Source organism: Streptomyces sp. NPDC031210 (genome assembly GCF_055570395.1).
In genome coordinates this window covers 784,672-811,192 of the sequence record NZ_JBVIHH010000001.1, presented here as the reverse complement: position 1 = coordinate 811,192, position 26,521 = coordinate 784,672, and the positions used below count along the sequence as shown (strand labels likewise).

Genomic DNA, 26,521 nt, shown 5'->3' with positions numbered 1-26,521 from the left:
CGGAGACGCTGTAGCCGGCCTTGAGCAGGTTCTCGGCCATGGGCGAGCCCATGATGCCCAGCCCGATCCACGCGATCTTGGGAAGGTTACTCATCGGAAATCCTCTTTCGAACAAACAGGGCGTACGTCAGGGCGGGGCTCGTCAGGAGGTGGCGGCGCGCAGCGGGGCCGGGAGCCATTCGAAGGCGCCCGCGCTGGGGCCGTCGCCGGGCTTGTACTCCAGGCCGATCCAGCCGCTGTAGCCGGCCTTCTTGAGGCGGTCGAGCAGCGCGGTGAAGTCCAGTGATCCGGTGCCGGGCGCGCCGCGGCCGGGGTTGTCGGCGATCTGGACGTGCGCGGTCTTGTCGGTGTAGCGGTCGATGACCTCGTCCAGGTCCTCGCCGTTCATCGACAGGTGGTAGAGGTCCATCAGGAACCGGGCGTTGTCCAGGCCGGTGGCGGCGTTGACCGCGTCGACGATCTCGATGGCCTTCGGCGCGGAGACGATCGGGCACTTCGGCGACTCGGGCGCGTTGAGCGCCTCGATCAGCAGCGTGCCGCCCACCTCGCCCACCGCCCGCGCGGCGAAGGTCAGGTTCTCCAGCGCCAGCGCGTCCTGCTCCTGCGGCGACACCCCCTCCACCCGGTTGCCGTAGAGGGCGTTGAAGGTGGTGCAGCCCAGCGACGTCGCGAACTCGATCGCCACCGGGACATTGGCGCGGAACTTGTCCGACTCCTCACCCGGCACCGACAGCGCGCCACGGTCGGGGCCCGGCAACTGCCCGGCGTAGAAGTTCAGCCCCACCAACGCCGTCCCCGCGTCGTTCAGCGCATCGCGCAGCGCGTCCAGCTCCGACCGCTCCGGCACCGGGGCATCCACCCACGGCCACCACAACTCCACCGCCGTGAACCCCGCCGCCCGCGCGGCCGCCGGCCGCTCCAGCAACGGAAGCTCGGTGAACAGGATCGACAGATTGACGTTGAAGCGCGTGTCCGAGAAACCCATAAGGCCGACACCCCTTCCGGATAGCGGATTTTTGTTTCTGTTTTTACGGGATGGTGGCGAGGCCGGGCGCGACCGTCAAGCCGCGCCCGGGCACACCACTCCGGATCAGGTCCGGTGTCAGACCTTGAGCGGCTTGATCGCGGTGGGAGCGTGACCGGGCTCGGTCGCGATCTCCTCCCACTCGTTGACGCTGGCGATGTCGCTGCCGCTCATCGAGATGTTGGTGATCCGCTCGAGGATCACCTCGACGACGACCGGCACGCTGTGCTCGGCGGCGAGCTTCTTGGCCTCCTCCAGGGCGGCACCCAGCTCGCTGGGGTCGGTGACCCGGATCGCCTTGCAGCCCAGGCCCTCGACGACCTTGACGTGGTCCACGCCGTAGACGCCCAGCTCGGGGGAGTTGATGTTCTCGAACTCCAGGTTGACCTGGAAGTTGATGTCGAGGTTGCGCTGCGCCTGGCGGATCAGGCCCAGGTAGGCGTTGTTCACCAGGACGTGGACGTAGGGGATCTTGTGCTGGGCGCCGACGGCCAGCTCTTCGAGCATGAACTGGAAGTCGTAGTCACCGGAGAGGGCGACGACCGGCGTCTCGGGGTCGGCCTTGGCGACACCCAGGGCGGCCGGGATGGTCCAGCCGAGGGGGCCGGCCTGACCGCAGTTGATCCAGTGGCGCGGCTTGTAGACGTGCAGCATCTGCGCGCCGGCGATCTGGGAGAGGCCGATGGTGGTGACGTAGCGAGTCTCCGGGCCGAACGCCTTGTTCATCTCCTCGTAGACGCGCTGCGGCTTCATGGGGATGTTGTCGAAGTGCGTACGCCGCTGGAGCTGCGCCTTGCGCTCCTGGGTGGAGGCGGCCCAGGCGCTGCGGTCGGGCAGCTTGCCCGCGGCCTTGAGCTCCTTCGCCACCTCGACGAAGAGCTCCAGGGCGGCCTTGGCGTCGGAGGCGATGCCGTAGTCCGGGGCGAAGATCTTGCCGATCTGGGTCGGCTCGATGTCGACGTGGACGAACTTGCGGCCCTGGGTGTAGACGTCCAGCTTGCCGGTGTGGCGGTTGGCCCAGCGGTTGCCGATGCCGAGGACGAAGTCCGACTCCAGGAAGTTGGCGTTGCCGTAGCGGTGCGAGGTCTGCAGACCCACCATGCCGGCGTTCAGCTCGTGGTCGTCGGCGAGGATGCCCCAGCCCATCAGGGTGGGGATGACCGGGGTGCCGGTCAGCTCGGCGAACTCCACCAGCAGCTCGGAGGCGTCGGCGTTGATGATGCCGCCACCGGCGACGATCAGCGGGCGCTCGGACTCGTTGAGCAGCGTGAGGGCCTTCTCGACCTGGGCACGGGTCGCGGCCGGCTTGTACGCCTGGAGCGGCTCGTAGGTCTCGGGGTCGAACTCGATCTCGGTGAGCTGGACGTCGATCGGCAGGTCGATCAGGACCGGGCCGGGACGGCCGGAGCGCATCAGGTGGAACGCCTGCTGGAAGACGCCGGGGACCTGGGCGGCCTCCAGCACGGTGGTGGCGGCCTTGGTGACCGGCTTGGCGATCGAGGCGATGTCGACGGCCTGGAAGTCCTCCTTGTGGATCACCGAGGTCGGCGCCTGGCCGGTGATGCACAGGATCGGGATCGAGTCGCCGATCGCGGAGTAGAGCCCGGTGATCATGTCGGTGCCGGCCGGGCCGGACGTGCCGATGCAGACACCGATGTTGCCCGGGTTGGCCCGGGTGTAGCCCTCGGCCATGTGCGAGGCGCCCTCGACGTGACGGGCGAGCGTGTGGTCGATCCCGCCCGCGCCCTTGAGCGCTGCGTAGAACGGGTTGATGGCCGCGCCCGGCACTCCGAAGGCGTTGGTCACGCCTTCGCGCTTGAGGATCTCCACTGCGGCGCGGGCGGCTGTCATGCGAGGCATCGGTACTCCTGCGTCGACCTGTCAGGGGCAAGTTCCGGCCGACAGGCCGGAGGTTCTTAATTCCGTATCATGGAATTAATGTTTTGCTTTATGGAAGGAACGTAGAACGAGACGATCCGATCGTCAAGGGGAGGCCGACGGAAGACCGTCGGAATGTCCGCGATGCGAGGCGCGACTCCGGGGCCCCGGGGCGACCCGGCTAGTCGCCCGCCCGGGACGCTCGTCGGCGGGCCGCGTCCACCAGGGCGACGGCCTGTTCGGCGGTCCGGCCCGGGACCTGGTTCCAGTCGCCGATCAGCGCGCCCCAGCCCCGGTCGCGGAGTTCGGCCAGGACGTGGCCGGCGGCGCGTTCGGCCGTGTCCTCGGTGCCGACGCCCAGGGCGACGGCGGTGAGGAGGGCGCCGCAGACGCAGCGCCGGCCGCGGAGGTCGCGCAGGCGGTGCGGTCGCCGCTGCCAGCCCCACTCACGCAGGATCGCGGCGGCGACGGCGAGCTGCGTGGACGGGCGGTGGGAGAGGCCGGGCCGGCGGCGGTGCAGGCGGTCGGGGAGGACGCGGGCGAGCCGGCCGGGCAGGCGCACTTCGACCGCAGGGCGGGTGCCGTGCGCCGGGACACAGCGGAGGGCCTCCGCGACGAGCTCGTCGACGGTGGCGGTCAGCAGCTTCCGGGCCGCGGGGTCGGCCGGTGCCGTGCGCGGGTATCGCCGGACGAGGTCCGCCCACGCCTCGTCCTTCGCCGGGCCGGCGAGGCGGCGAGCCGCGGCCCGGTCGAGAGCTGCGGGCAGGAGTGCCGGCACGACGGTGGCCCTTCGGAAGCGGGGAAGGGGCGGGAGCGGCCAGTCTGCGGCGCGGCGCGGCGTGCGGGAGGGGGGCGCGGGGTGTCGGCTCGCGCGCGCACGCGGATGGACGCAGGGCATTGGCCCGTCCGGGCGGCGGGCGAGGCGGGCGCAACGGAAGAGGCCCCGCCCCCGGAAAGGGGACAGGGCCTCTGAGGCGAACGTCCGGTGCCGGCCGGCACGGGCCGCGTTCTCCCGTGCCGTCTCGTCGGCCCAGGCCGACAGGAGCCGGCGGAGCCGACAGGAGCTAGCGGATCGGCATGCCCGACAGCGTGCGGGCGATGACCAGGCGCTGGATCTCGCTGGTGCCCTCGAAGATCGTGTAGATCGCCGCGTCGCGGTGCATGCGCTCGACCGGGTATTCGCGGGTGAAGCCGTTGCCGCCGAGGATCTGGACGGCCTGGGCGGTGACCTTCTTGGCGACCTCGCTCGCGTAGAGCTTGGACATGGAGCCCTCGGCGGAGGTGAAGGGCTTGCCCGTGGTCGCCATCCAGGAGGCGCGCCAGACCAGGAGACGGGCCGCGTCGACCTGGGTGCGCATGTCGGCGAGCTGGAAGGCGACGCCCTGGTTGTCGATGATCGGGCGGCCGAACTGGGAGCGGGTCTTGGCGTACTCCAGCGCCTCTTCGTAGGCGGCACGGGCGGTGCCGACCGCCATCGCGCCGACGGCCGGGCGGGACGCCTCGAAGGTGGCCATCGCCGCGTTCTTCACGCGCTCGCCGCCGTTCTTCGCCCGCTCGCGGGCCCGGGCCAGGCGCTCGTCGAGCTTCTCCTTGCCGCCGAGCAGGCAGTGGCCGGGAACCCGGACGTTCTCCAGGACGACCTCGGCGGTGTGGGAGGCGCGGATGCCGTGCTTCTTGAACTTCTGGCCCTGGGACAGTCCGGGGGTGTTCGGCGGAATGATGAAGGAGGCGTGGCCCTTGGAGCCGGCGTCGGGGTCGACGACCGCGACGACGACGTGGACGTTGGCGATGCCGCCGTTGGTGGCCCAGGTCTTGGTGCCGTTGAGCACCCACTCGTCCTTGGCCTCGTCGTAGACGGCGCGGGTGCGCATGGCGGAGACGTCCGAGCCGGCGTCCGGCTCGGAGGAGCAGAAGGCGGCGACCTTCACGTCACTGGCGTCGCCGTACATCTGCGGCACCCAGGTGCCGATCTGCTCCTCGGTGCCGTTGGCGAGCACGCCGACCGCGGCCAGGCCGGTGCCGACGATCGACAGGCCGATGCCGGCGTCGCCCCAGAACAGCTCCTCCATCGCCATGGGGATGCCGAGGCCCGTGGGGTCGAAGAACTGCTGGGCGTAGAAGTCGAGGGAATACAGGCCGATTTTCGCGGCTTCCTGGATGACGGGCCAGGGGGTCTCCTCGCGCTCGTCCCATTCGGCGGCCGCGGGGCGCATGACGTCCGCGGCGAAGCCGTGAATCCAGTCACGGACTTCCTTCTGCTCGTCGTTGAGCTCCATGGTGAACTCGGCCATGTCCCCTCCAGCGCTGCGAACTCTTGCGTGTTACTTGCGGTAACCAAAGTCTGTTACTCGCCAGTAAGGAATGTCAACTCCACAGCGTCTCGATTTCGCCGCCGAGGGCGGGTGTTACGTTGCGCGAGCGCCACGGATTCACAAGGGTGGGGAGCACGACCATGGAGAACACACAGCACAACGGTCGCCAGCAGGCGGCGACCGCGCGCCGGCGGCGAGAGCTGCTGGAGGCCGCGGAACGGATCGTGCTGCGCGACGGCCCGGAAGCGTCGATGAACGCCATCGCCGCCGAGGCGGGCATCACCAAGCCGATCCTCTATCGGCACTTCGGCGACAAGGGCGGGCTCTACCGCGCACTCGCCGTACGGCACACCGACGCCTTGCTGGCGAGCCTGCGGGCGGCACTGGACGCACCGGTGCTGCGACGCGACCGCGTCGAGGCGACGCTCGACACCTATCTCGTCGCCATCGAGACCCGGCCGCAGGTCTACCGCTTCCTGATGCACCCGGCCGACGAGGACAACCAGGCGGAGTCCGGCTTCGACGTCGGACGGCACTCCGCTCCCCTGCTGCGCCGGCTCGGCGAGGAGCTGGCCAAGGTGATCGCCGAGCGGCTCGACCTGGGGCCGGACGGCGAGGAGACCGCGCGGGTGTGGGGGCACGGCATAGTCGGCATGATGCACGCGGCCGGCGACTGGTGGCTGCGCGAACGGCCCTGCTCCCGCGAGCAGTTGGTGCAGCACCTCACCAACCTGCTGTGGGGCCAACTGGCCACCGTCAAGGACCGCGCGGACGGTCCCGGCTTCTGAGAACCCGTCGGGGAAGCCGGCCGCTCAGCGGCCGGACGCCCCCGCCGCCCAGGGAGCCCTGGCCGCCGCCCGCAGCGCACGGCGGCGGCGCAGACCCGTGAGGCGGTCGACGTAGAGGCCGCCGTCGAGGTGGTCGCACTCGTGCTGGAGGCAGCGGGCGAAGAATCCCGTGCCGGACACCGTCCGGGGCTCGCCGGTCGCGCTGAAACCCGCCACCACCGCCTCGTCGTGGCGCGGCGTGCCGGCCTCGATACCGGGCAGCGACAGGCAGCCCTCCGGCCCGCGGAAGACCGGACCGCCGGCTTCGACGAGGCGGGGGTTGACGAGATGCCCCAAATGCCGGACGTCCTCGTCGTCGGGGCAGTCGTAGACGAACACCCGCAGCGGCACGCCGATCTGGTTGGCGGCGAGGCCCACGCCCCGGGCGGCGTACATCGTGGCGAACATGTCCTCGATGAGCCGGGCCAGTTCGCCGTCGAAGGCGGTGACCTCCCGGCAGGGCTCGCTCAGGGCCGGATCGCCCAGGAGCCGCAAGGGGCGGGGGCGGCCGGTGCGGCCGGGGATGGTGCGGGAAGGCATGGGGGCAAGGGTACGGTCCCGGCCGGAGAGGATGTCGTCCGACGGGTGGCGGGGTTCGGGCCCACGGCCGGATCTCGATAGGCTGATCCCCGACCGAAGCCTCCGGCCGGTCATCGGCTGCGGAGGAGGCGTCTCACCGGCAGCCCACAGGGCGGGAGGGCGCCGGATGCAAGGAGGATCAAGGACGATGGCAGGCAACACGGAGCCGCTGTCGCCGCGGGCCAAGCTGGCCGTGACGGCGGGCAAGGCCGCGGCGGCGGTATCGCGCGCGGCGGGCCGCGGCAGCGGATCGGTGATCGGTGGCCGGGTGGCGCTCAAGCTCGACCCCGACCTGCTGGCCCGGCTGGCACGACACCTGGACGTCATCCTGGTGTCGGCGACCAACGGCAAGACGACCACGACGCGGCTGATCGCGGAGGCGCTGCGGGCCAGCGGCCCGGTCGTCTCCAACGCGCTCGGCGCGAACATGCCGGCGGGCATCACCTCCGCGCTGGCCGGCGGCTCCGACGCCCGGTACGGCGTCATCGAGGTGGACGAGAAGTACCTCGCCGGCGTGGCACGGGACGTGACGCCGAAGGCCATAGCGCTGCTGAACCTCTCCCGCGACCAGCTCGACCGGGCCGCGGAGACCCGCATGCTGGCCGAGCACTGGCGCGAGGGCCTGGCCGGCTCCAAGGCCCTGATCATCGCCAACGCGGACGACCCGCTGATCGTGTGGGCGGCCTCGTCGTCCGCGAACGTGGTGTGGGTCGCGGCCGGGCAGGAGTGGAAGGACGACGCCTGGTCCTGCCCCTCGTGCGGTGGTGTGATGCAGCGGCCGGGCGAGGACTGGTTCTGCGGTGAGTGCGGCTTCCGCCGCCCCCTGCCCAGTTGGGCGCTGTCCGGCGATCACGTCCTGGACCCGCACGGCAGCGCGTGGCCGATCAAGCTCCAGTTGCCGGGCCGCGCCAACAAGGCCAACGCCACGACCTCGGCCGCGGTCGCCGCCGCGTTCGGGGTGCCGCCGCAGGTCGCGCTGGAGCGGATGTACGCGGTGCAGGCGGTCGCCGGCCGCTATGACGTCGTCACCTTCATGGAGCGGGAGCTGCGGCTGCTGCTGGCGAAGAACCCGGCCGGCTGGCTGGAGACGTTCTCGCTGATCGACCCGCCGCCGACCCCGGTGATCATGTCGGTGAACGCGCGCGGCGCGGACGGTACGGACACCTCCTGGCTCTGGGACGTCGACTACACCCGGCTCGCCGGGCACCCGATCTTCGTGCTGGGCGACCGCAGGCTGGACCTGGCGGTACGGCTGGAGGTCGCCGGGCTCGACTTCGAGGTGTGCGAAAGTCTCGACGAGGCGGTGCGGATGGCGCCGCCCGGCCGGATCGAGGTCATCGCCAACTACACGGCGTTCCAGGACCTGCGCCGACGGGTGGGCAACTGACGATGCGCGGACAAGGACGAGCGAGCATGAGTGACAACAGCCTGCGGCTGGTGTGGATCTACCCGGACCTGCTGAGCACGTACGGCGACCAGGGCAACGCCCTGGTGGTGGAGCGGCGGGCGCGTCAGCGCGGCCTGGACGTGCAGCGCCTGGACGTCCGCTCCGACCAGCAGATCCCCACCTCCGGTGACATCTACCTGATCGGCGGCGGCGAGGACCGGCCGCAGCGGCTGGCGTCCGAGCGGCTGATCCGCGACGGCGGCCTGAGCCGCGCGGTCTCCAACGGCGCGATCGTGTTCTCGGTGTGCGCCGGCTACCAGATCCTGGGGCACGAGTTCATCAACGACCTCGGCGAGCGCCAGCAGGGCCTGGGGCTGCTCGACGTGGTGAGCAGCCGCGGCGAGGGCGAGCGGTGCGTCGGCGACGTATTGGCCGACATCGACCCGCAGCTCGGCCTGCCGCCGCTGACCGGCTTCGAGAACCACCAGGGCGTGACGCATCTGGGGCAGACCGCCCGGCCGTTCGCGAAGGTGCGGTTCGGCAAGGGCAACGGCGTCGGCGACGGCTACGAGGGCGCGTACAACGACACCGTCTTCGGCACCTACATGCACGGCCCGGTGATGGCCCGCAACCCGCACATCGCGGACCTGCTGATCAAGCTGGCACTCGATGTGAACGCGCTGCCGCCGGCCGACGACCGGTGGTACGAGGCGCTGCGCCAGGAGCGGATCGCCGCGGCGACGCAGCCCGCCTGATCCCGCTCGCGGGCCCGGCGCACCCTGGTCCGTTATCTCCCGTTTCCGTACGCCCGCGGTCTTGCACCGCGGGCGTACGTGTGCCCGGAGGCCGCGCGCTTGTAGGGTGAGCGGGATCCAACCGGACGACGGGGTCCGGGCATCCGGTTGAGTTGCAGAAAGTCTGACGATCCATGCGCATTGGTGTGCTCACCTCCGGCGGCGACTGCCCCGGTCTGAACGCCGTCATCCGGTCCGTCGTCCACCGCGCCACCGCCGATCACGGCGATGAGGTGATCGGCTTCCGTGATGGCTGGAAGGGCCTGCTGGAGGCCGACTACCGCAAGCTCGACCTCGACGCCGTCGGCGGCATCCTGGCGCTCGGCGGCACGATCCTGGGCTCCTCCCGGGTGCAGCCCGCGCATCTGCGCGACGGCGTGGAGCGGGCCCGCGGCCACGTCGCCGAGCTGGGCCTGGACGCGATCATCCCGATCGGCGGCGAGGGCACGCTGAAGGCGGCGCGGCTGCTGTCCGACGCCGGGCTGCCGATCGTCGGCGTGCCGAAGACGATCGACAACGACATCGCCGTCACGGACGTGACGTTCGGTTTCGACACCGCGGTGGGTGTCGCGACCGAGGCGCTGGACCGCCTGAAGACGACCGCCGAATCGCACCAGCGGGTGATGATCGTCGAGGTGATGGGGCGGCACACCGGCTGGATCGCGCTGCATTCGGGGATGGCGGCGGGCGCGCACGCGATCGTCGTGCCGGAGCGCCCGTTCGACATCGAGGAGTTGACGGCGCGGGTCGCCGCACGCTTCTCGGCCGGCAAGAAGTTCGCGATCGTGGTGGTCGCGGAGGGTGCCAAGCCGCGCGAGGGCACCATGGCGTTCGACATCGGCGGCAAGGACATGTACGGCCACGAGCGGTTCGCCGGCGTGGCCCGGCAGCTCTCGGTGGAGCTGGAGGACCGCCTGGGCAAGGAGGCCCGGCCGGTCATCCTCGGCCATGTGCAGCGCGGCGGTACGCCGACCGCCTACGACCGGGTGCTGGCCACCCGTTTCGGCTGGCACGCCGTCGAGGCCGCGCACCGCGGTGAGTTCGGCATGATGACCGCGCTGCGCGGCACCGACATCACGCTGGTCCCGCTGGCCGAGGCCGTCGAGACGCTCAAGACCGTCCCCACCGAGCGCTACGCCGAGGCCGAGTGCGTGCTGTGATCCGGGGCCGCTAGTCCCTCCGTACGAACCGCCCCCGGCCGCGTCCTCGGCCGGGGGCGGCTCTAGTCTGGTCGCCGGAGCATTGGTACGAATCAGGAGCGAGCGGATGGATCACAGCGGGCACGGCATGAACATGGATCTGCCGCCGTTCACGCTGGGGCGGGGGCTGGAGTTCGGCGGAGATCCGTTCTTCTTGGTCGGCTGCCTGCTGGGGCTGGGCCTGTACGGCTGGGCGGTGCTGCGGCTGCGGCGGCGCGGCGACCGCTGGCCGGCGGGCCGGATCGTCGCCTGGGTCGTGGGGGTCCTGACCGTCGCGCTGGTGATGTGCACCAAGCTCAACGACTACGGCATGGCGATGTTCAGCGTGCACATGGTGCAGCACATGGTCATCAGCATGCTGTCGCCGATCCTGCTGCTGCTGGGCGCGCCGGTGACGCTGGCGCTGCGGGCGCTGCCGACCGCCGGGCGCGGCCGCAAGGGACCGCGCGAGCTGCTGGTGGCGCTGCTGCACAGCCGCTACCTGCGGATCATCTCGCATCCGGCGTTCACCATCCCGCTGTTCATCGCGAGCCTGTACGCGCTGTATTTCTCGCCGCTGTTCGACTTCCTGATGGGGTCGCGGACCGGGCACATCGCGATGATGGTGCACTTCCTCGCCGTCGGCCTGGTGTTCTTCTGGCCGATCATGGGCGTCGACCCGGGGCCGCACCGCCCCGGCTATGTGATGCGGATGCTGGAGCTGTTCGCGGGCATGCCCTTCCACGCGTTCTTCGGCATCGCCCTGATGATGGCGTCCGAGCCGATGGTCGGCACGTACACCCATCCCCCGGCCTCCCTGGGCATCGAGGCGCTGGCCGACCAGACGTCCGCGGGCGGGATCGCCTGGGCGTTCAGCGAGATCCCGTCGGTCGTGGTGCTGATCGCTCTGGTCTTCCAGTGGTACAAGTCCGAGGAGCGCCAGTCGCAGCGTTCGGACCGGGCCGCGGACCGCGACGGGGACAAGGATCTGGCGGACTACAACGCCTATCTCGCCTCGCTCAACGCCCGGGGGTAGCGGCACGGGGGACGCGCGGAGTCTGGCGGTACGGGCCGCGGCCGGGGACGATGGTCCCATGGCCGCGGCCCGTGGCGTGGGATGTCGCGGGCTGCCGTGAGGAGGTTGCGGGTATGCCCGGATCTGCTAGGACGATGGCCGTGTGCACGGTGGGCGGGCTGGTCGTCGCCACCGCCTACACCGTGGCGCTGGGCGGCAACGGCTGGCTCTGGTTCTCGTGGGTGGTGCTGGCGCTGGTCACCGTCGGCGTGCTGGCGGCGCGGCAGGTGTGACGCCGGGCCGCGGGCTCAGAAGCGGAAGACGGGCCCGGTGGCGGCGTCCATGGTGCAGGCGCTGGGGAAGTCCTTGTGCCATTCCACGGGTGTGCCGCGCCAGGTGCCGGTCGCGGTGACGGTGACCGGGTCGTATTCCTTGGTGCAGGCGTGCGGCTCGCCGCGCAGCGCGTCGAAGTTCCCCCTGGCCCAGGTCAGCGCGTCGCAGGCGGCGGTGCCGAACGGGTGGCTGCCGCCGGTGTCGGGGCAGGTGAGCCGGACGCCCCGGATCCAGGTGTTCTGGCCGCCGGAGACGGTGAGGAACAGGCCGCGGTCCTCGTCGGTCTGGGCGGCGCCGGCCGGGGTGGCGGCGGAGGCCGGCGCGGTCAGGGCGGTCAGCAGGGCCGCGGCGGCGGGTGCGGTGCGGGCGAAGGGGCGGGTACGGCTCACAGGCATCGCTGTCTCCTGGGTACGGCTGGTGTGGGCGCCCGTGCGGAGATCCGGCTGAGCCCCGCGGCACCCGGCGGCCCCAGGCCACTCCGCCGGACGGCGGCGGGCAAGGGGCCACGCCGTGGAGTCACCCGAACGGGCCCCGGAGGGCCCTGACGACCCGGTTCGCCCTTGACGGAGGGCCAGGGCCCGTCCTCAGGGTCGCCGCCACGCGTCGTCCGTGAGGTGCGAGCCGGCCTGCGGCCCCATCCTCAGCATGCCGCCGTCGACCGCCCAGGAGGCGCCGGTGACGTAGCTCGCGTGCGGACCGGCCAGGAACGCGATGACCGCGGCCACTTCGCGGGCGTCACCGGGCCGGCCCAGCGGGACGCCGGGCCGGCTCTCGGTGGACACGTCCGTGTCCTCCTGACCGGTCATCGGCGTCGCGATCTCCCCCGGCGCGACGGCGTTGACACGGATGCCGTGCTCGGCGAGCTCCAGCGCCATCACCTGGGTGAGCAGGCCCAGTCCGCCCTTGGCCGCGCAATAGGGGGCGGCGCCGACCCGGGGCTGGTGTTCGTGGACGCTGGTGACGTTGACGATCCGGCCGCCGCCGCCCTGGGCGATCATGCGGCGGGCGGCGAGCTGCGAGCAGAGGAACGGGCCGGTCAGGTCGACGTCGATGACCTGCCGGAAGGTGTCGAGGTCCAGGTCGAGGAAGGGTGTGGCGGTTCCCGTTCCGGCGTTGTTGACCAGGACGTCGATCCTGCCGAGCCGTTCGGCGAGACGCTCGACGGCCTGCGTCGCTTCCGGCAGGCGGGTGAGGTCCAGGTGCTCGATCTCGGCCCGCCGTCCGGCGGCCCGCACCTCGTCGGCCGTCCCTTCGGCGCCCGCGTGGTCGGTGTGCCAGGTGATGCCGATATCCATGCCGAGTTGGGCCAGGCGTACGGCGGTGGCCCGTCCGATGCCGGAATCCGCGCCGGTGATCACGGCCACGGGGTGTGCTGTTTCCTGGCTGCCTTCGTTCGCGTTCACGGGTGCCTCCGCAAGGGGACGTGCTGTGGGCCGCATTGGCGGGGTGCCGGACCGGCTCCCGGTGGTCGTGCGCCACCTGACGCCTACCCGGCAGCAGGGACGCTACTTTCGCGCCCGGCGCTCGCCGGCGAGGCGCGCGGGGGGCTCGCGCGCCTGCCCGCGCGGTGACCGGGACGGCCCAGACGCGTCCGGCCCGCTTGCCGATAATCCGTCGCGGCCGGTCCGGGTGGCACGTAGCGTGATCGTCGTGAGAGGACGGATACGGGGGTGCCGGCGATGAGTGCCCGGCTGCGGGAGATGGCGCGGGAGACGGAGCGGATCGTGGCGGCGGGCGGGTATCGCGCGCCGGGCGGGCGGCTGGTGGAGATCGGGGAGGCCGTGGCCCGGGCGCGGGCCGGGACCCGGTTGTACGGGCCGGAGCCGGTGGCCGTCCCGGGGGCGAGCGGGGGCTTGCGGACGGTGTTCGAGGTGACGGGGGAAGGCAGCCTCGCGGCCGGCCGTCGGGTCGCGGCGGACGGCGGCGGGCCGCCCGCGGTGCTGAACTTCGCCTCCGCCCGCAATCCCGGCGGTGGCTATCTCAACGGGGCGCAGGCCCAGGAGGAGGCGCTGTGCCGCGGGTCGGCGCTGTACACCTGTGTGCGCGAGGCGCCGGAGTTCTACGCCGCGCACCGGGCCGATCCGAGCCCGTTCTACAGCGACCGGGTGATCCTCTCGCCCGCCGTTCCGGTCTTCCGTGACGACCGGGGCACGCTGCTGGGGGTGCCGTACGAGGCGGGGTTCCTGACCGCCGCGGCGCCGAACGCCGGGGTCATCGCGCGGCAGCGGCCGGCGGAGACGGGCCGGGTGGCGGCGGCGCTGGTGACCCGCGCGGAACGCGTGCTGGAGGTCGCGGCGGCCGGCGGGCACCGTCAGCTCGTGCTCGGCGCCTGGGGGTGCGGGGTGTTCCGTAACGAACCGGCCGAGGTGGCGGGGGCGTTCGCGGCGCACCTGCTGGACGGCGGGCGCTTCGCCGGCTGCTTCCACCGGGTGGTCTTCGCGGTGCTGGACCGCCGGGAGGACTCCCCCACCCGGGCCGCCTTCGCCCGCCTTTTCGGGGGCTGACGCGACACGGGCGGCCGGGAGGAGTCCCGGCCGCCCGTGCGCGGCGGCTGACGAGGCGTCGCGACCGGTGCGGGCGCCTCACTCAGTTTTTCAGGGGGCGGCCGGAAGGTCGGCCGCACTCTTGGCGGCGGCCTTCACACTCGCCTTGGCCGGCTCGGGCGTGGCGTGCGGGGCGCAGGTCACGTCCTTCGTGTCGGTCTTGCCGGTCAGGAAGTAGGTGTCGACCCGCTCGTTGATGCAGGGGTTCACCTGGCCGGTGACACCGTGCGAACCGGCGTCCCGCTCGGTGATGAGGCGGGAGCCCTTGAGCCGCCGGTGCAGCTCGACGGCACCGTCGTAGGGGGTGGCGGCGTCGCGGGTGCTCTGCACGATCAGGACGCTGGGCAGGCCCTTGCCGGTCTTGACGTCCACCGGTCGCTGCTGCTTGGCCGACCAGGTGGCGCACGGCAGGTTCATCCAGGCGTTCGCCCAGGTCATGAACGGCGCCTTGGCGTGGATGCGGGTGTTGTCGCGGTCCCATGTGCGCCAGTTGGTGGGCCACTTGGCGTCGGTGCACTCGACGGCGGTGTAGACGGCGTTGCCGTTCTCGGAGGCGATGTTGCCCGCGGTGTTCTTGAGGTCCGGCCCGGCGTTCTCCACCAGCGGCTTCTCGTCACCGGCGAGGTAGGCGCTCCAGACCTCGGCGACCGAGGTCCACATGGAGTCGTAGTAGGGCGCGTTCTGGAAGAAACCGGTCAGCTCGGCGGGGCCGACGACGCCACCGATGGGGTTCTTCTTGGCCGTCGCGCGCAGCTTGTCCCACGCCGCCTGGACCTTCTGCGGGGTGTCGCCGATGTGGTAGGCCGCGTCGTGCTTGGCGACCCACCGCTTCCAGTCGCCCCAGCGCGTCTCGAAGGCGAGGTCCTGGTCGAGGTTGGCCTCGTACCAGATCTTCTCGCGGGAGGGGTTGACGACGCTGTCGACGAGCATCCGGCGTACGTGGTCGGGGAAGAGCGTGGCGTAGACGGCGCCGAGGTAGGTGCCGTAGGAGACGCCGAGGAAGTTGAGCTTCTTCTCGCCGAGCGCGGCGCGCACCACGTCCAGGTCACGGGCGGTGTTGGGCGTCGTCATGTACGGCAGGAGGTCGCCGCTGCGCTCGGCGCAGCCGTCGGCGTACTCCTTGGCGAGCTTGCGCTGGGCGCGCTTGTCCGCCTCGTTGTCGGGCACCGGGTCGGCCTTGGGCGCCTTGACGAACTCCTGCGGGTCGACGCAGGAGATCGGGGCGGAGTGGCCGACGCCGCGGGGGTCGAAGCCGACGAAGTCGTAGGCCTTGGCGGTCTTGGCCCACAGCGGGCTCTTGTTGGTGATGCGGGTCGGGAAGCGCATGCCCGACCCGCCGGGGCCGCCGGGGTTGTAGAGGAGGGAGCCCTGGTGCTCCTCCTTGCCGCCGGTGCTGAGGGCACGGTCGACGGCGATTTTGATGGTGCGTCCGTCGGGCTTGGCGTAGTCGACGGGGACGGTGACGTATCCGCACTGGATGGGCGCCTTGAAGCCCCAGTCCGCGGGACAGTCCTGCCAGTCGATGCCCTTCTTGGCCGCGCGCGCGGCGGCGGTCTGTACGCCGCGTGCTTCGGCCTGTCCGCGCGGGTGGTGTTCGCCCGCGCTGGCGGGTGTGGCGGCTATCGCTCCGGCGAGGAGCGTGCCGGTCACCAGGGTGCCGGCGGCGCCGAGTGCTGCTGTTCTTCTCACGTGGTGGTTCCCCCTGCTGGGTGCGCCGCTCGTGGCAGCGGTGATCACAGAGCTACAGAGGGATCCTGTCGTCTCTTGTCGCTTCCTGAATAGGTTTGACCACCATTTCTTTACCAACCCGTAGGATTCGGCACTCCGATGGATGCCTGTGAGGTATGTGGGTGACGGGCCCCCTCCCGGGCGACCGCGGGCGACAACGGGCCGCCGAGGGGCGATAACACGTCAATTGCCGTACACATGCCCTTCAGGCATGTGCCAGTCGCATCGCGTTCAGTAACCTTCCGTGCGGGCTCTCCCACTGGCTGCCACGAGGGGGGCCTCGGCGTTTTCGTCTTCGCGCGGTGGTTCGTACGAGCCGGATCCGCTCCGGCAGCCCCGTCCGAGCCGTGCAGAAGGAGTACCGAAGTGCCGGGTATCGATCAGGTGTTGTCCCAAGCGATGGGCATTCCCGGCGTTCTGGGTGCCGGGCTGATCGACTGGACCAGCGGCCTGACGCTCGGCACCGCCGGACGAGGCCCGCACGGCGACCACGAAGCGGCCGCCGCGGACACGGCCGAGGTGGTGCAGGCGGTGGCGCGCAACGCCACGTTCGACACCGCGGACACCGCCGGCTCCGGCCTGGAGGACCTCATCATCACCGCCGCGGACAGCTACCACCTGATCCGCTTCGTCCACCCGGCGTTCGACAGCCAGACCTACCTCTACCTGTGGCTGGACCGCACGCGGGCCAATCTCGCCGTGGCCCGGCTGCGGCTGCGCGATCTGGCGGACGGGCTGGTCGCGGCCTGAGCGCCATGGGCCTGCCCACACCACCGCGCCCGCCCGCCCGGGCCCAACCGGGCCGGGCCGAACCACTCGACCGGTTGGCCGCCGACCGGGTCACCGGCGCCCTGCACGGCCCGGGCTGCTGCTTCTACCTCGTCGACGGCGCGGTGAGCTGGGTCGAGGGCCCCGTCGCGCCGGGCATCGAGGCGCGGCTCGCCCTGGCCGGAAGAGTGCCCCCCAAGCACTGGCGGGCCGCCCGCGAAACGGCCGGCCCCCGCCACCCGGGCGCCCGATTACTGGTGGAGCAGGGCTGGCTGACGCAGAGCGAGCTGGAGATCTGCCACCTCGGCGCCCTTTTGGACGCCGCCTTCTTCGCCCTGCCCCTGCTGCCGGAAACGACGTCGTTCACCCCCGGCGCGGTGCACTGGCTGGGCGTCGTCCGCCACGTCGGCGTCACCGCGCTGCGGCGGGCGACGGACCGCCGCCGGGCGCTGCTCGACCGCCTCTCCCCGTGGGCGGCGGCCGACACCTCCCCCGTCGTCCCGCTCGCCGCGGCGTCCTCGGCCGCCGCCCCCGTCACGGCCCGGCAACGGCGGCTGCTCGCGCACGCCGACGGACGGCACACCCCCCAGGAACTCGCCCGCGCGCTGGGCCGGTCGGCGTTCGTGACGCTGCTCGATGTGCGCCGGCTGGCCGCGGCCGGCCTGATCCGGCTGCCCGAGGGGGCCGCGGGGCTGCCACGGCGGCGGCCCGGGGCGTGCCTGGAGGAGCGTGCGGCCGCTCCGGCGGGCCGGTGGCACCCACCGACGTGGCAACTCCCGGTCCCGGACGTGACGAAGACCGCCGATCCGGACGTTGCCCTCCTGGTCCGACTGCGTACGGCGCTGGAGGAACACCTGTGAACCCTTGTGCGGCCCGCCCATGAGGCACGCCATACGAAAGCGTGTCGTGAAAAGGAGACTGATGACGATCGAACCCCGGATACGGGAGGAACTGCACGCGCTGCGCGACCAAGTACGCCACCTCCAGGGCGCGATGGTGGCCAGCGCGGACGGCATGGTCATCGCCCACGACCTGCGCGACATCGAACCGGACGGCCTCGCGGCCCTCACCGCCGCGGCCATCGGCGTCGCCAGGCGCCTCACCGAGGCGACCGGGCAGGGCGTCTTCGAGGAGTCCCTGACACGCGGGGCGGGCGGCTACGTCGCGGCGTACTCGGCCGGGAACCGCGCGGTCCTCACCGCGGTGGCGAGCCCGGACACCAACGTGGGCCGCCTCCACCTCCAGGCCCGCCGGGCCGCGGCGCGCATCGGCACCCTGGTGGACACCGCACCGCGCCGGTGACCCACGCCCCGTCCCGCGCTCCCCCGCCCACGCGCCCCGCACCCACCTCACCCGTCACGAAGACACGCGCGCGGATTCCCCGCGTATCCATCCAACCGAATCCATGCAAGCGCATCCCTGCAACGAAAGGTCCGAAACCGCCATGGCACACATGGAAACCGCACTCGCCGACGCGATGTCGACCATCGAGGGCGCCATCGGCGTCGCCCTCGTCGACTACACCAGCGGCATGGCCCTGGCCACCCTCGGCGACCACAGCACCTTCGATCTCAATGTCGCGGCGGCCGGCAACACCGACGTCGTACGCGCCAAGCTGCGCACCATGGAGATGCTCGAACTCCAGGGCGCCATCGAGGACATGCTCATCACGCTGACCTCGCAGTACCACCTGATCCGCCCGGTGACGGGCAAGAGCGGCAACGGTCTGTTCCTCTATCTGGTCCTGGACCGCAAGCGCGCCAATCTGGCACTGGCGCGCCACCGCTTAGCCCGGCTCGAAGGCGATCTGGAGGTGTGAGCGGGAGGGGGCGTCGGACCGGCGCCCTCACCCGGCGCCCTCACCCGGCGGCCACGCTGCGGGCCGCCTCGTCCATCAGCCGCCGCAGCCGCAGCCCGTCCGGGGCGACGGCCGTGGCCAGGGCGGCGGGCCCGGCGAGCGGCGCCAGCACGCCCTGCCCCTCACCCGTCCGCGCGCCCGCCCCGGACCGCTCGCCCGCCGCGTCCCCCAGCAGCCGGACCTCGGCGGGCGCGTCCTCGAACTCCGGGGTGACGACGAGGAGTTGACCCAGGGCGCGCTGCCCGTCCAGCACCGCTGAGGTGTCCCAGCCGGGGATGCCGGGCCCGTACGCCGTCTCCTGGTCCAGGAGGGTGCGGCCGGCGCGGCGGACCGTCAGCCGGCTGCGCAGCGTGCCCGGCCGCTCGCCGCTGCGGCCCAGGACCTGTTCCTCCCGCAGGACCAGGCGCGCGGTGGGTGCCAGGTCGACGGTGGTGGTCATCCGCAGATCGCTGCCCGCCGCGGAGATGAGCGGTTCCGGCAGCCACTCCAACCGCGCGCCGTCGCCCACCGTCAGACGCACGTCGTACGTGGCGTGATCGGCGGTGCGGCCGGGCAGGGCGACGGTCGCCGCGGCGGCCGTGAGCCGCAGACGCGCGCCCTCCTCCAGGGTGGCCTCCAGGCACAGCCGGTCACCGCCGAGCGGGGCGCTCATGGCGCCGACCACGCACACCCGGGCCTGGTTTCCACAAGCGCGGACGCGGCGCAGCGCGAACGGTCCGGCGCCGTCGAGGACGGGCAGGCGGGTGACGCCGTGCGCGTCGGTCCGCGCGAGGACGCGGGCGGTGGCCCGCAGGCCCGCCACCGGCGCGGCGACGGTCGTGGCGGGGGCGAGGGGCGCGAGGGTCATGCCGGGGCCGTGGTCCAGTCGGACAGCCGCGCGCGGACCCAGTCGGAGACGGGCATGACGCCGCCGGGCGACTTCAGGGCGGTGAAGGCGACGGGGAGTTCGCCGCGCTGGGCCTTGGCGTCGCGTGCCATGCCCTCCAGGTCGACTCCCACGTGGGGCGCGAGGTCGGTCTTGTTGATGACGAGCAGGTCGGACGACGTGACGCCGGGGCCGCCCTTGCGGGGGATGTCGTCGCCGCCCGCCACGTCGATGACGAAGATCTGCGCGTCGACCAGGCCCTTGGAGAACGTCGCGGTGAGGTTGTCGCCGCCGGATTCGACCAGGACGAGATCGAGCGGTCCGCAGTCCTCCTCCAGGTCCTCGACGGCTTCGAGGTTGGCGGAGATGTCGTCGCGGATGGCGGTGTGCGGGCAGGCGCCGGTCTCGACGGCGGTGATGCGCTCGGCGGGCAGGACCGCCTCGCGGAGCAGGAATTCGGCGTCCTCGCGGGTGTAGATGTCGTTGGTGACGACGGCGAGGGAGAACTCCTCGCGCAGTTCGCGGCAGAGCGCGGCGACGGTGGCGGTCTTGCCGGTGCCGACCGGGCCGCCGAGGCCGATGCGCAGCGCCCGCCGGGTGCCGTCCGGGCGGCGGGTGCCGGCGGCGCTGTAGGTGTGGCGCTCGGGGAAGGTGTCGTGGTGGTCGAGGTGCACGGTGACTCCGGTGGCTGGGGTGGGGGCGGGCGGCCGGGTGGTCGTGGGCGGTGCCGGGGTGGTCGTGGGTGAGCGGGTCAGGAGGCGAAGAGGCGGACCGGCCAGGCGGCGTGCTGCTGGGCGGTGATGTCGAGCAGCGGGGCCGAGGCGGCGGGCAGCGCGTCGGGGCCTTCGGTGACGGCGCGCCGGGCGGCTTCCGTCGCGCGCGCCGCCACGTCGTCGAGGTCGGCGGCCAGGGTGGCGAGGACGGCGGTGGCGTCGAAGGGGTCCAGGCTCAGCAGCCGGACGGCGGCGGTGGCCGGGCCGCTGATGTTCTCGTAGGCGACGGCGTAGGCGGCGTCCAGTGGTTCGAGGCCGGCGGACCGGGCGGCGAGGCCGAGGACGACGGGTTGGTGGGCGCCGCGCGGGCGGGCCGCGGCGAGCGCGTCGAGCGCGGGGTCGGGCCAGGTGGCGCGGGCCGCCCGCATCATCTGCCGGCCGAGGCGGCGGGCGACCTGCCGCAGGGCCGGCACCGGCGTACGGGCGTCGGCGGCGTCGTCCAGGAGGAGCGGGTCGCAGCCGGCGGCGGCCGCGGCGGCGAGGCCCGCGGCGACCAGGCCCGCGGTGTGCAGCCGGCCCCGGCAGAAGTCCTCCAGGGTGGCGGCGTCCTTCACGCGCCCCGCCGTTACGGCCGGTTCGGCGCCGCCGGAGTGGGCGTGTCCTCCGGCGGGGAACCGGCCGTCGGCGAGGACGAGCAGTGCCGCGCGGCTCATCGGGGGTCCGTGGCTTTCGTCGGGGTGGTCATCGGCGTCGCGTCAGAAGAGGAAGTAGCGCTGGGCCATGGGCAGTTCGGCGGCGGGCGCCGGTTCGACCACGTCGCCGTCGATGGTCACCGTGAAGGTGTCGGGGTCGACGTGGACGCGCGGCAGGGCGTCGTTGCCCCGCATGTCGGCCTTGGTGACGCCCCGGGTACTGCGGATGGCCTCGAAGGACTTGGCCAGCGCCAGCCGCTCGGGCAGGTCGTCGTCGAGGGCCTGCTGGGAGACGAAATTGAGGGAGTTGCTGCCGGGTGCCCTGCCGGTCGCGCCGAACATCGGGCGGGGCAGCACCGGCTGCGGGGTGGGGATGGAGGCGTTGGCGTCGCCCATCTGCGCGTACGCGATCTGGCCGCCCTTGATGACCAGTTGGGGTTTGACGCCGAAGAAGGCGGGATTCCACAGGACGAGGTCGGCGAGTTTGCCGGCCTCGACGGAGCCGACGACGTGGTCGATGCCCTGGGCGATGGCGGCGTTGACGGTGTACTTCGCGACGTAGCGGCGGGCCCGGTGGTTGTCGGCGCCGCCGTCCCCGGCGAGCGCGCCACGGCGCCGCTTCATGACGTGCGCGGTCTGCCACGTACGCAGCACGACCTCGCCGACGCGGCCCATGGCCTGGGCGTCGGAGGCCATGATCGAGATGGCGCCGAGGTCGTGCAGGATGTCCTCGGCGGCGATGGTGGAGGGCCTGATCCGGGACTCGGCGAAGGCGAGGTCCTCGGGGACGGCGGGGTTGAGGTGGTGGCAGACCATCAGCATGTCGAGGTGTTCCTCGACGGTGTTGACGGTGTGCGGCCGCGTGGGGTTGGTGGACGCGGGCAGGACGTTCGGCTCGGAGACCATCGCGATCATGTCGGGGGCGTGGCCGCCGCCGGCCCCTTCGACGTGGAAGGCGTGGACGGAGCGGCCGGCGATGGCGGCGAGGGTGTCGCCGAGGAATCCGGCCTCGTTGAGGGTGTCGGTGTGGATGGCGAGCTGCGCGCCGCTCTCCTCGCAGACGCCCAGGCAGGCGTCGAGGACGGCGGGGGTCGCGCCCCAGTCCTCGTGGATCTTGAAGCCGAGGACGCCGGCGCGCAGTTGGGCGCGCATCGAGGCGACGGAGGTGGTGTTGCCCTTGCCGAGCAGCCCGATGTTGACGGGGAAGGAGTCCATGGACTCCAGGAGCCGGGCGACGTGCCAGGCGCCGGGGGTGATGGTGGTGGCCTTGCTGCCCTCGGCGGGTCCGGTGCCACCGCCGATGAGCGTGGTGACGCCCGCCGCCAGGGCCTCGTCCACCTGCTGGGGGCAGATGAAGTGGACGTGGGTGTCGATGGCGCCGGCGGTGAGGATCTTGCCGTTGCCGGCGATGATCTCGGTCTCGGGGCCGATGACCAGGTCGGGGTGGACGCCGTCCATGGTGTCGGGGTTGCCGGCCTTGCCCAGTGCGGTGATCCGGCCGTCGCGGATGCCGATGTCGGCCTTGACGACGCCCCAGTGGTCCAGGACGACGGCGCCGGTGATGACGGTGTCGGGGGTGCCCTCGGCGCGGGTGGCGCGGGACTGGCCCATCGATTCGCGGATCACCTTGCCGCCGCCGAACACCGCCTCGTCGCCGGCCCGGCCGGGGCCGCCGCAGTAGTCCTCGGTGATCTCGATGAGGAGGTCGGTGTCGGCGAGCCGGATGCGGTCGCCGACGGTGGGGCCGAAGAGATCGGCGTACTCCTGGCGGGTCAGCTCAGCCATCGACGGGGCCTCCGGTCTCGCCGCGCAGGCCCACGACGACGCGCTTGCCCGCGAGGGGCACGAGGTGGACTTCGGTGGGGATGCCGGGCTCGAAGCGCACGGCGGAGCCGGCGGCGACGTCGAGTCGCTTGCCGTGCGCGGCCGCGCGGTCGAAGTCGAGGCCGGGGTTGGCCTCGGCGAAGTGGTAGTGGGAGCCGACCTGGACGGGTCGGTCGGCGGCGTTGAGGACGGTCAGGCGGGTGCGCGGGAGGCCCTCGTTGAGGCGGACCGGCTCGTCGGCGGGGAAGATCTGTCCCGGGATCATCTGCGGCTCTCCCCGGTTCAGTCGATGGGTTCGTGGACGGTGACGAGCTTGGTGCCGTCGGGGAAGGTGGCCTCGACCTGCACGTCGTGGATCATCTCGGGCACGCCTTCCATCACCTCGTCGCGGGTGAGGACCTTGCGCCCGGAGGACATGAGCTCGGCGACCGTACGGCCGTCCCGGGCGCCTTCGAGGATGTGGACGGTCAACAGGGCGATGGACTCCGGGTGGTTCAGCTTCAGTCCACGAGAACGTCGCTTTTCGGCCACGTCTGCCGCCACATGAATCATCAGACGTTCCTGCTCATGCGGGGTCAGTTGCATACGTTCCACCTCACAGTCTTGCCACCCGGAAGCATTTGCCCAGGTCACAGGCGTGCGCACACCCCATGACGGTAGATGTATCACACAGTCATTAAAGAAGGAGCAAACCGGTTTCCACCGCCCGCCCATCAATAACCCATGAGTTGGAGGCTAGTTCGGCTCGATTTCCACCGCGTTACACGCGCGGTCCTTTATGCACCTCTGCTTACGCCCCACGTAACACGACGGCCATCCGGGGCTCGGCGCCGGAAACGACGCGCCCCTCCCGCCCGCGTGACACATCGCCGCAAACCGGAAAACACTCCGCTGGGCGAAGATCACAGTCCGATATGCGCTCTTGACGAAGGGCCGGAACGCTGGCAATCCTCATGTGCGCGTCAAAAGCAGCTCCGCACCACCCCCCACACCAGTATCGGAGCCACACCGTGACTCGCTCAGTCCGTACCCGCCGCGCCGTCCTGGCCGCCGGCGCCTGCACCGCCGTCGCCGCCCTGCTGGGCACCGCGGCGGTCGCCCAGGCCACCGCCCCCACACCCCTCGCCGCCCCCGACATCCCCATAGCCGGGGTCAAGGGCCACCTTGACCAGCTCCAGTCCATAGCCGACGCCAACGGCGGCAACCGCGCCCACGGCAAGCCCGGTTACAAGGCATCCATCGACTACATCAAGGGCAAGCTGGACGCGGCCGGCTTCACCACCAAGGTCCAGGAGTTCGACTACAGCGGCACCAAGGGCTACAACCTCGTCGCCGACTGGCCGGGCGGGGCCGAGGACAAGACCGTCATGGCCGGAGCCCACCTGGACTCGGTCGAGGACGGCCCCGGCATCAACGACAACGGCTCCGGCTCCGCCGGCATCCTGGAGACCGCCCTCGCGGTCTCCCGGGAGGGCCTCAAGCCCACCAAGCACCTGCGGTTCGGCTGGTGGGGCGCCGAGGAGTACGGGATGGTCGGCTCCCAGCACTACGTCGAGAGCCTCGGCGCCGACAAGTCGAAGATCGACTCGTATCTGAACTTCGACATGATCGGCTCGCCGAACCCCGGCTACTTCGTCTACGACGACGACCCGCGCCTGGAGAAGGTCTTCAAGGACTGGTTCGCGACCAAGAACATCGCCACCGAGATCGAGACCGAGGGCGACGGCCGCTCCGACCACGCCTCCTTCAAGGACGCCGGCATCCCCGTCGGCGGCCTGTTCTCCGGCGCCGACTACATCAAGACCGAGAAGCAGGCCAAGGATTGGGGCGGCACGGCGGGCAAGGCGTTCGACGCCTGCTACCACGCCTCCTGCGACACCTCGAAGAACATCGACGACACCGCGCTGGACAACAACAGCGACGCCATCGCCCACGCCCTGTGGGAGCTCAGCTCCTGACCCCTGGGCCGCTCCTGACCCCCAGGACGCGGTGAAGTCTCAGCTCTCGCGACCCGGTCGCCGGTCTCCGGCGGCCGGGTCGCGGTGTTCCGCCGCGATCCCGAAGCGCCGCCGTTCGCCCGCAGCGGACGGCAGCGGCCGCACGGTGGAGACCGTGCTGATCACCGACTCCTCCTCCGCGCCCTCCTCGCGCCGCCTCAATTCGTCAAGACGTTGCAGGTCAGCCGCCGATACCAGCCCGACCAAGGGCTTGCCGTGCCGCGTCACGACCACGCGCTCACCGCCGTAGACGACGCGGTTGATCAGATCCGCGAGCTCTGCCCGGGCTTGCGTCACCGGAATTTCGTAGGCCATGCTCCTAGCCTATGTGCCGTCCATCTGGTCCACCGTGGTCCGTGGCGACAGCGGATATCCAGGTCAGAGGCTCTCGCGCGCTCCCGTGCGCTCTCGTATGTGAGAGATGCGTGAGACGAAGAGCTGTCTGGTCGCACTGAATCCTGGCAGGTCTCCGGGGCGGCGGAACGCCCCGCGCCACCGGCCCCACACGGAGCTCCGGCCGGGCGGGTGCCTGCCCGTCGGCGCACCGGAGGCTGGGCGGATCCGCCCAGCCTCCACATCGGCAAGCTGTGGTAAGTACCACGCGCGGCGGTGTGATCCCGGCCGTTTGCCTCGCCCATCGTCTCAGGAATCCGCGACGTGCGGACCGTCGAGGTCACCCACACCGGCATCAATGCCGCCAAGACCCGGCTGCCGGCCGCCCGAAGCCCCGCCTCGCTCGGCGACCTGACGGGCCTGGACGTGCTGCTCGTCGAGGACACTTGGTCGTCGCCCTCGCGCTGATCCCCGAGGCGATCTCGTTCTCGATCATCGCCGGCGTGGATCCGGCGGTCGGCCTGTTCGCCTCGTTCACCATGGCCGTGGTCATCTCGATCGTCGGTGGCCGTCGCGCGATGATCTCCGCCGCCACCGGCGCAATCGCTCTCGTCATCGCCCCACTCAACCGTGAGCACGGTCTCGGCTACCTGATCGCCGCCGTCATCCTCGCCGGGATCATCCAGGTCGCCCTCGGCGCGCTCGGGGTGGCGAAGCTGATGCGGTTCGTCCCGCGTTCGGTGATGGTCGGCTTCGTCAACGCCCTCGCCATCCTGATCTTCATGGCCCCAGGTCCCCGAGATGCACGACGTGCCCTGGCCCGTGTATCCGCTGATCGCGGCCGGTCTGGCCCTGATGGTGTTCTTCCCGAAGGCCACCACGGTGATCCCGGCGCCGCTGGTTTCCATCGTCATCCTCACGGTGATCACGGTGGCCGCAGGGATCGCGGTCCCGACGGTGGGCGACAAGGGCACCCTGCCCTCCTCCCTTCCGGTGCCCGGCCTGCCCGACGTGCCGTTCACCATGGACACCCTGACCACCATCGCCCCGTACGCGTTCGCGATGGCGCTGGTCGGCCTGATGGAGTCGCTGATGACGGCCAAGCTGGTCGACGACATCCCCGACACCCACTCCTCGAAGACCCGCGAGTCCATCGGCCAGGGCATCGCGAACATCGTCACCGGATTCTTCGGCGGCATGGGCGGCTGCGCGACGATCGGCCAGACGATGATCAACGTGAAGGTCTCCGGCGCCCGCACGCGCCTGTCCACGTTCCTGGCCGGTGTGTTCCTGATGGTGCTGTGCATCGTCTTCGGGCCGGTCGTCTCCGACATCCCGATGGCCTCGCTCGTCGCCGTCATGGTCATGGTGTCGTTCGCAACCTTCGACTGGCACTCCATCGCCCCCAAGACCCTCAAGCGGATGCCCGCCGGCGAGATCGCCGTCATGGTCATCACCGTGAACTGCGTCGTCGCCACCGACAATCTCGCCATCGGCGTCGTAGTCGGCTCCGTCACCGCGATGGTCATCTTCGCCAAGCGCGTCGCCCACCTCGCCAACGTCACCGCCGTCACCGACCCCGACGGCACCACGGTCGTGTACTCCGTGACCGGCGAGCTGTTCTTCGCCTCCTCCAACGACCTCGTCGGCCAGTTCAACTATGCAGGCGACCCCGGCAAGGTCGTCATCGACCTGTCCGCCGCCCACATCTGGGATGCCTCCTCGGTGGCCGCCCTGGACGCGATCGAGACCAAGTACGCGCAGCGCGGCAAGAGCGTGGAGATCATCGGCCTCAACGACCCCAGCGCCGACCTCCACGGCAAACTCACCGGCGAGCTCACCAGCCACTGACCCATCCCGCGAAACCCGAGAG

At 71.5% G+C, this 26,521-nt stretch carries 29 protein-coding genes and 1 pseudogene; 14 read left to right on the top strand and 16 right to left on the bottom strand.

Going from position 1 to position 26,521, the window contains the following annotated elements:
• The 5 genes from ACZ45Z_RS03825 to ACZ45Z_RS03805 all read right to left on the bottom strand — a co-directional run.
• Positions 1–94: NAD(P)-binding domain-containing protein (locus ACZ45Z_RS03825; protein WP_468355588.1), on the bottom strand; the 94-nt coding region annotated here is incomplete at its 3' end.
• A gap of 48 nt (positions 95–142) precedes the next feature.
• Entirely contained in the window at positions 143–985 is an 843-nt protein-coding gene (locus ACZ45Z_RS03820) for a TIM barrel protein (RefSeq protein WP_468355477.1), read from the bottom strand.
• Between the two features lie 117 nt (positions 986–1,102).
• Positions 1,103–2,884, bottom strand: coding sequence for a glyoxylate carboligase (gene gcl, locus ACZ45Z_RS03815; RefSeq protein WP_468355474.1), 1,782 nt, complete (start codon positions 2,882–2,884; stop codon positions 1,103–1,105).
• Positions 2,885–3,083: 199 nt separating this feature from the next.
• Positions 3,084–3,680: a DUF6197 family protein gene (locus ACZ45Z_RS03810; protein ID WP_468355470.1), complete on the bottom strand. Its 597-nt coding sequence runs from the start codon at positions 3,678–3,680 to the stop codon at positions 3,084–3,086.
• 286 nt (positions 3,681–3,966) lie between these two features.
• A complete protein-coding gene (locus ACZ45Z_RS03805) occupies positions 3,967–5,193 on the bottom strand; it encodes an acyl-CoA dehydrogenase family protein (RefSeq protein WP_468355467.1) in 1,227 nt (408 codons plus the stop codon).
• A 161-nt stretch (positions 5,194–5,354) separates the two neighbouring features.
• On the opposite strand from ACZ45Z_RS03805, the gene ACZ45Z_RS03800 reads away from it, so the two are divergent.
• Positions 5,355–6,002, top strand: a complete 648-nt coding sequence (locus tag ACZ45Z_RS03800; protein WP_468355464.1) for a TetR/AcrR family transcriptional regulator — start codon at positions 5,355–5,357, stop codon at positions 6,000–6,002.
• Between the two features lie 24 nt (positions 6,003–6,026).
• On the opposite strand, the gene def is transcribed toward ACZ45Z_RS03800, so the two are convergent.
• The gene (gene def, locus ACZ45Z_RS03795; protein WP_468355461.1) at positions 6,027–6,581 is read right to left on the bottom strand and encodes a peptide deformylase; all 555 of its coding nucleotides are present in this window, start codon (positions 6,579–6,581) and stop codon (positions 6,027–6,029) included.
• Between the two features lie 187 nt (positions 6,582–6,768).
• Here def and ACZ45Z_RS03790 point away from each other — a divergent pair, with 187 nt between their 5' ends.
• From ACZ45Z_RS03790 to ACZ45Z_RS03770, 5 genes are all read left to right on the top strand, one after another.
• Positions 6,769–8,007, top strand: coding sequence for a DUF1727 domain-containing protein (locus ACZ45Z_RS03790; RefSeq protein ID WP_468355458.1), 1,239 nt, complete (start codon positions 6,769–6,771; stop codon positions 8,005–8,007).
• 26 nt (positions 8,008–8,033) lie between these two features.
• Positions 8,034–8,762 carry a type 1 glutamine amidotransferase gene (locus ACZ45Z_RS03785; protein ID WP_468355455.1) on the top strand — a complete coding sequence of 243 codons (729 nt, stop codon included), beginning with the start codon at positions 8,034–8,036 and terminating at the stop codon, positions 8,760–8,762.
• Between the two features lie 173 nt (positions 8,763–8,935).
• Positions 8,936–9,961 (top strand): 6-phosphofructokinase, encoded by a 1,026-nt coding sequence (locus tag ACZ45Z_RS03780; RefSeq protein WP_468355452.1) that lies wholly within the window; start codon positions 8,936–8,938, stop codon positions 9,959–9,961.
• 106 nt (positions 9,962–10,067) lie between these two features.
• Positions 10,068–11,015 (top strand): cytochrome c oxidase assembly protein, encoded by a 948-nt coding sequence (locus ACZ45Z_RS03775; protein WP_468355449.1) that lies wholly within the window; start codon positions 10,068–10,070, stop codon positions 11,013–11,015.
• A gap of 113 nt (positions 11,016–11,128) precedes the next feature.
• Entirely contained in the window at positions 11,129–11,287 is a 159-nt protein-coding gene (locus tag ACZ45Z_RS03770; RefSeq protein WP_468355446.1) for a hypothetical protein, read from the top strand.
• Between the two features lie 15 nt (positions 11,288–11,302).
• Here the strand turns inward: ACZ45Z_RS03770 and ACZ45Z_RS03765 are convergent, their stop codons facing one another.
• Complete coding sequence (locus tag ACZ45Z_RS03765; RefSeq protein ID WP_468355443.1) at positions 11,303–11,722, bottom strand: SSI family serine proteinase inhibitor; 420 nt, start codon at positions 11,720–11,722, stop codon at positions 11,303–11,305.
• 189 nt (positions 11,723–11,911) lie between these two features.
• Positions 11,912–12,691 carry an SDR family oxidoreductase gene (locus ACZ45Z_RS03760; protein ID WP_468355585.1) on the bottom strand — a complete coding sequence of 260 codons (780 nt, stop codon included), beginning with the start codon at positions 12,689–12,691 and terminating at the stop codon, positions 11,912–11,914.
• A 315-nt stretch (positions 12,692–13,006) separates the two neighbouring features.
• On the opposite strand from ACZ45Z_RS03760, the gene ACZ45Z_RS03755 reads away from it, so the two are divergent.
• The gene (locus tag ACZ45Z_RS03755) at positions 13,007–13,831 is read left to right on the top strand and encodes a TIGR02452 family protein (protein WP_468355440.1); all 825 of its coding nucleotides are present in this window, start codon (positions 13,007–13,009) and stop codon (positions 13,829–13,831) included.
• 90 nt (positions 13,832–13,921) lie between these two features.
• Here the strand turns inward: ACZ45Z_RS03755 and ACZ45Z_RS03750 are convergent, their stop codons facing one another.
• Positions 13,922–15,559, bottom strand: coding sequence for an alpha/beta hydrolase (locus ACZ45Z_RS03750; protein ID WP_468355437.1), 1,638 nt, complete (start codon positions 15,557–15,559; stop codon positions 13,922–13,924).
• A gap of 405 nt (positions 15,560–15,964) precedes the next feature.
• On the opposite strand from ACZ45Z_RS03750, the gene ACZ45Z_RS03745 reads away from it, so the two are divergent.
• The 4 genes from ACZ45Z_RS03745 to ACZ45Z_RS03730 all read left to right on the top strand — a co-directional run bounded on the left by ACZ45Z_RS03745 (position 15,965) and on the right by ACZ45Z_RS03730 (position 18,185).
• Entirely contained in the window at positions 15,965–16,348 is a 384-nt protein-coding gene (locus ACZ45Z_RS03745; protein WP_468355434.1) for a hypothetical protein, read from the top strand.
• A gap of 5 nt (positions 16,349–16,353) precedes the next feature.
• Positions 16,354–17,226, top strand: coding sequence for a hypothetical protein (locus tag ACZ45Z_RS03740; RefSeq protein ID WP_468355431.1), 873 nt, complete (start codon positions 16,354–16,356; stop codon positions 17,224–17,226).
• A gap of 61 nt (positions 17,227–17,287) precedes the next feature.
• A complete protein-coding gene (locus tag ACZ45Z_RS03735) occupies positions 17,288–17,668 on the top strand; it encodes a roadblock/LC7 domain-containing protein (RefSeq protein WP_468355428.1) in 381 nt (126 codons plus the stop codon).
• A 142-nt stretch (positions 17,669–17,810) separates the two neighbouring features.
• Positions 17,811–18,185 carry a roadblock/LC7 domain-containing protein gene (locus tag ACZ45Z_RS03730; protein WP_468355425.1) on the top strand — a complete coding sequence of 125 codons (375 nt, stop codon included), beginning with the start codon at positions 17,811–17,813 and terminating at the stop codon, positions 18,183–18,185.
• A gap of 40 nt (positions 18,186–18,225) precedes the next feature.
• On the opposite strand, the gene ACZ45Z_RS03725 is transcribed toward ACZ45Z_RS03730, so the two are convergent.
• The 6 genes from ACZ45Z_RS03725 to ACZ45Z_RS03700 all read right to left on the bottom strand — a co-directional run bounded on the left by ACZ45Z_RS03725 (position 18,226) and on the right by ACZ45Z_RS03700 (position 22,903).
• The gene (locus ACZ45Z_RS03725) at positions 18,226–19,071 is read right to left on the bottom strand and encodes an urease accessory protein UreD (RefSeq protein ID WP_468355422.1); all 846 of its coding nucleotides are present in this window, start codon (positions 19,069–19,071) and stop codon (positions 18,226–18,228) included.
• Complete coding sequence (ureG, locus tag ACZ45Z_RS03720) at positions 19,068–19,763, bottom strand: urease accessory protein UreG (RefSeq protein WP_468355419.1); 696 nt, start codon at positions 19,761–19,763, stop codon at positions 19,068–19,070. The genes ACZ45Z_RS03725 and ureG overlap by 4 nt, the downstream gene beginning before the upstream one ends.
• 77 nt (positions 19,764–19,840) lie before the next feature.
• The gene (locus tag ACZ45Z_RS03715; protein WP_468355416.1) at positions 19,841–20,515 is read right to left on the bottom strand and encodes an urease accessory protein UreF; all 675 of its coding nucleotides are present in this window, start codon (positions 20,513–20,515) and stop codon (positions 19,841–19,843) included.
• A gap of 42 nt (positions 20,516–20,557) precedes the next feature.
• Complete coding sequence (locus tag ACZ45Z_RS03710; RefSeq protein ID WP_468355413.1) at positions 20,558–22,279, bottom strand: urease subunit alpha; 1,722 nt, start codon at positions 22,277–22,279, stop codon at positions 20,558–20,560.
• Positions 22,272–22,583, bottom strand: a complete 312-nt coding sequence (locus ACZ45Z_RS03705) for an urease subunit beta (protein WP_468355410.1) — start codon at positions 22,581–22,583, stop codon at positions 22,272–22,274. Before ACZ45Z_RS03705 ends, ACZ45Z_RS03710 begins: the two co-directional genes overlap by 8 nt.
• Before the next feature lie 17 nt (positions 22,584–22,600).
• Positions 22,601–22,903: an urease subunit gamma gene (locus ACZ45Z_RS03700; protein WP_468355406.1), complete on the bottom strand. Its 303-nt coding sequence runs from the start codon at positions 22,901–22,903 to the stop codon at positions 22,601–22,603.
• A gap of 425 nt (positions 22,904–23,328) precedes the next feature.
• Between ACZ45Z_RS03700 and ACZ45Z_RS03695 the strand changes: the two genes are divergently transcribed.
• Entirely contained in the window at positions 23,329–24,276 is a 948-nt protein-coding gene (locus tag ACZ45Z_RS03695; RefSeq protein ID WP_468355403.1) for a M28 family metallopeptidase, read from the top strand.
• Positions 24,277–24,315: 39 nt separating this feature from the next.
• Here ACZ45Z_RS03695 and ACZ45Z_RS03690 read toward each other — a convergent pair whose 3' ends face one another.
• Entirely contained in the window at positions 24,316–24,630 is a 315-nt protein-coding gene (locus ACZ45Z_RS03690; RefSeq protein ID WP_468355400.1) for a type II toxin-antitoxin system Phd/YefM family antitoxin, read from the bottom strand.
• 342 nt (positions 24,631–24,972) lie between these two features.
• Between ACZ45Z_RS03690 and ACZ45Z_RS03685 the strand changes: the two genes are divergently transcribed.
• Both ACZ45Z_RS03685 and ACZ45Z_RS03680 read left to right on the top strand, forming a co-directional pair.
• A complete protein-coding gene (locus ACZ45Z_RS03685) occupies positions 24,973–25,116 on the top strand; it encodes a hypothetical protein (protein WP_468355396.1) in 144 nt (47 codons plus the stop codon).
• Positions 25,095–26,499, top strand: a pseudogene (locus ACZ45Z_RS03680) (SulP family inorganic anion transporter). The gene ACZ45Z_RS03685 and the pseudogene ACZ45Z_RS03680 overlap by 22 nt, the downstream one beginning before the upstream one ends.
• Positions 26,500–26,521 lie beyond the last annotated feature (22 nt).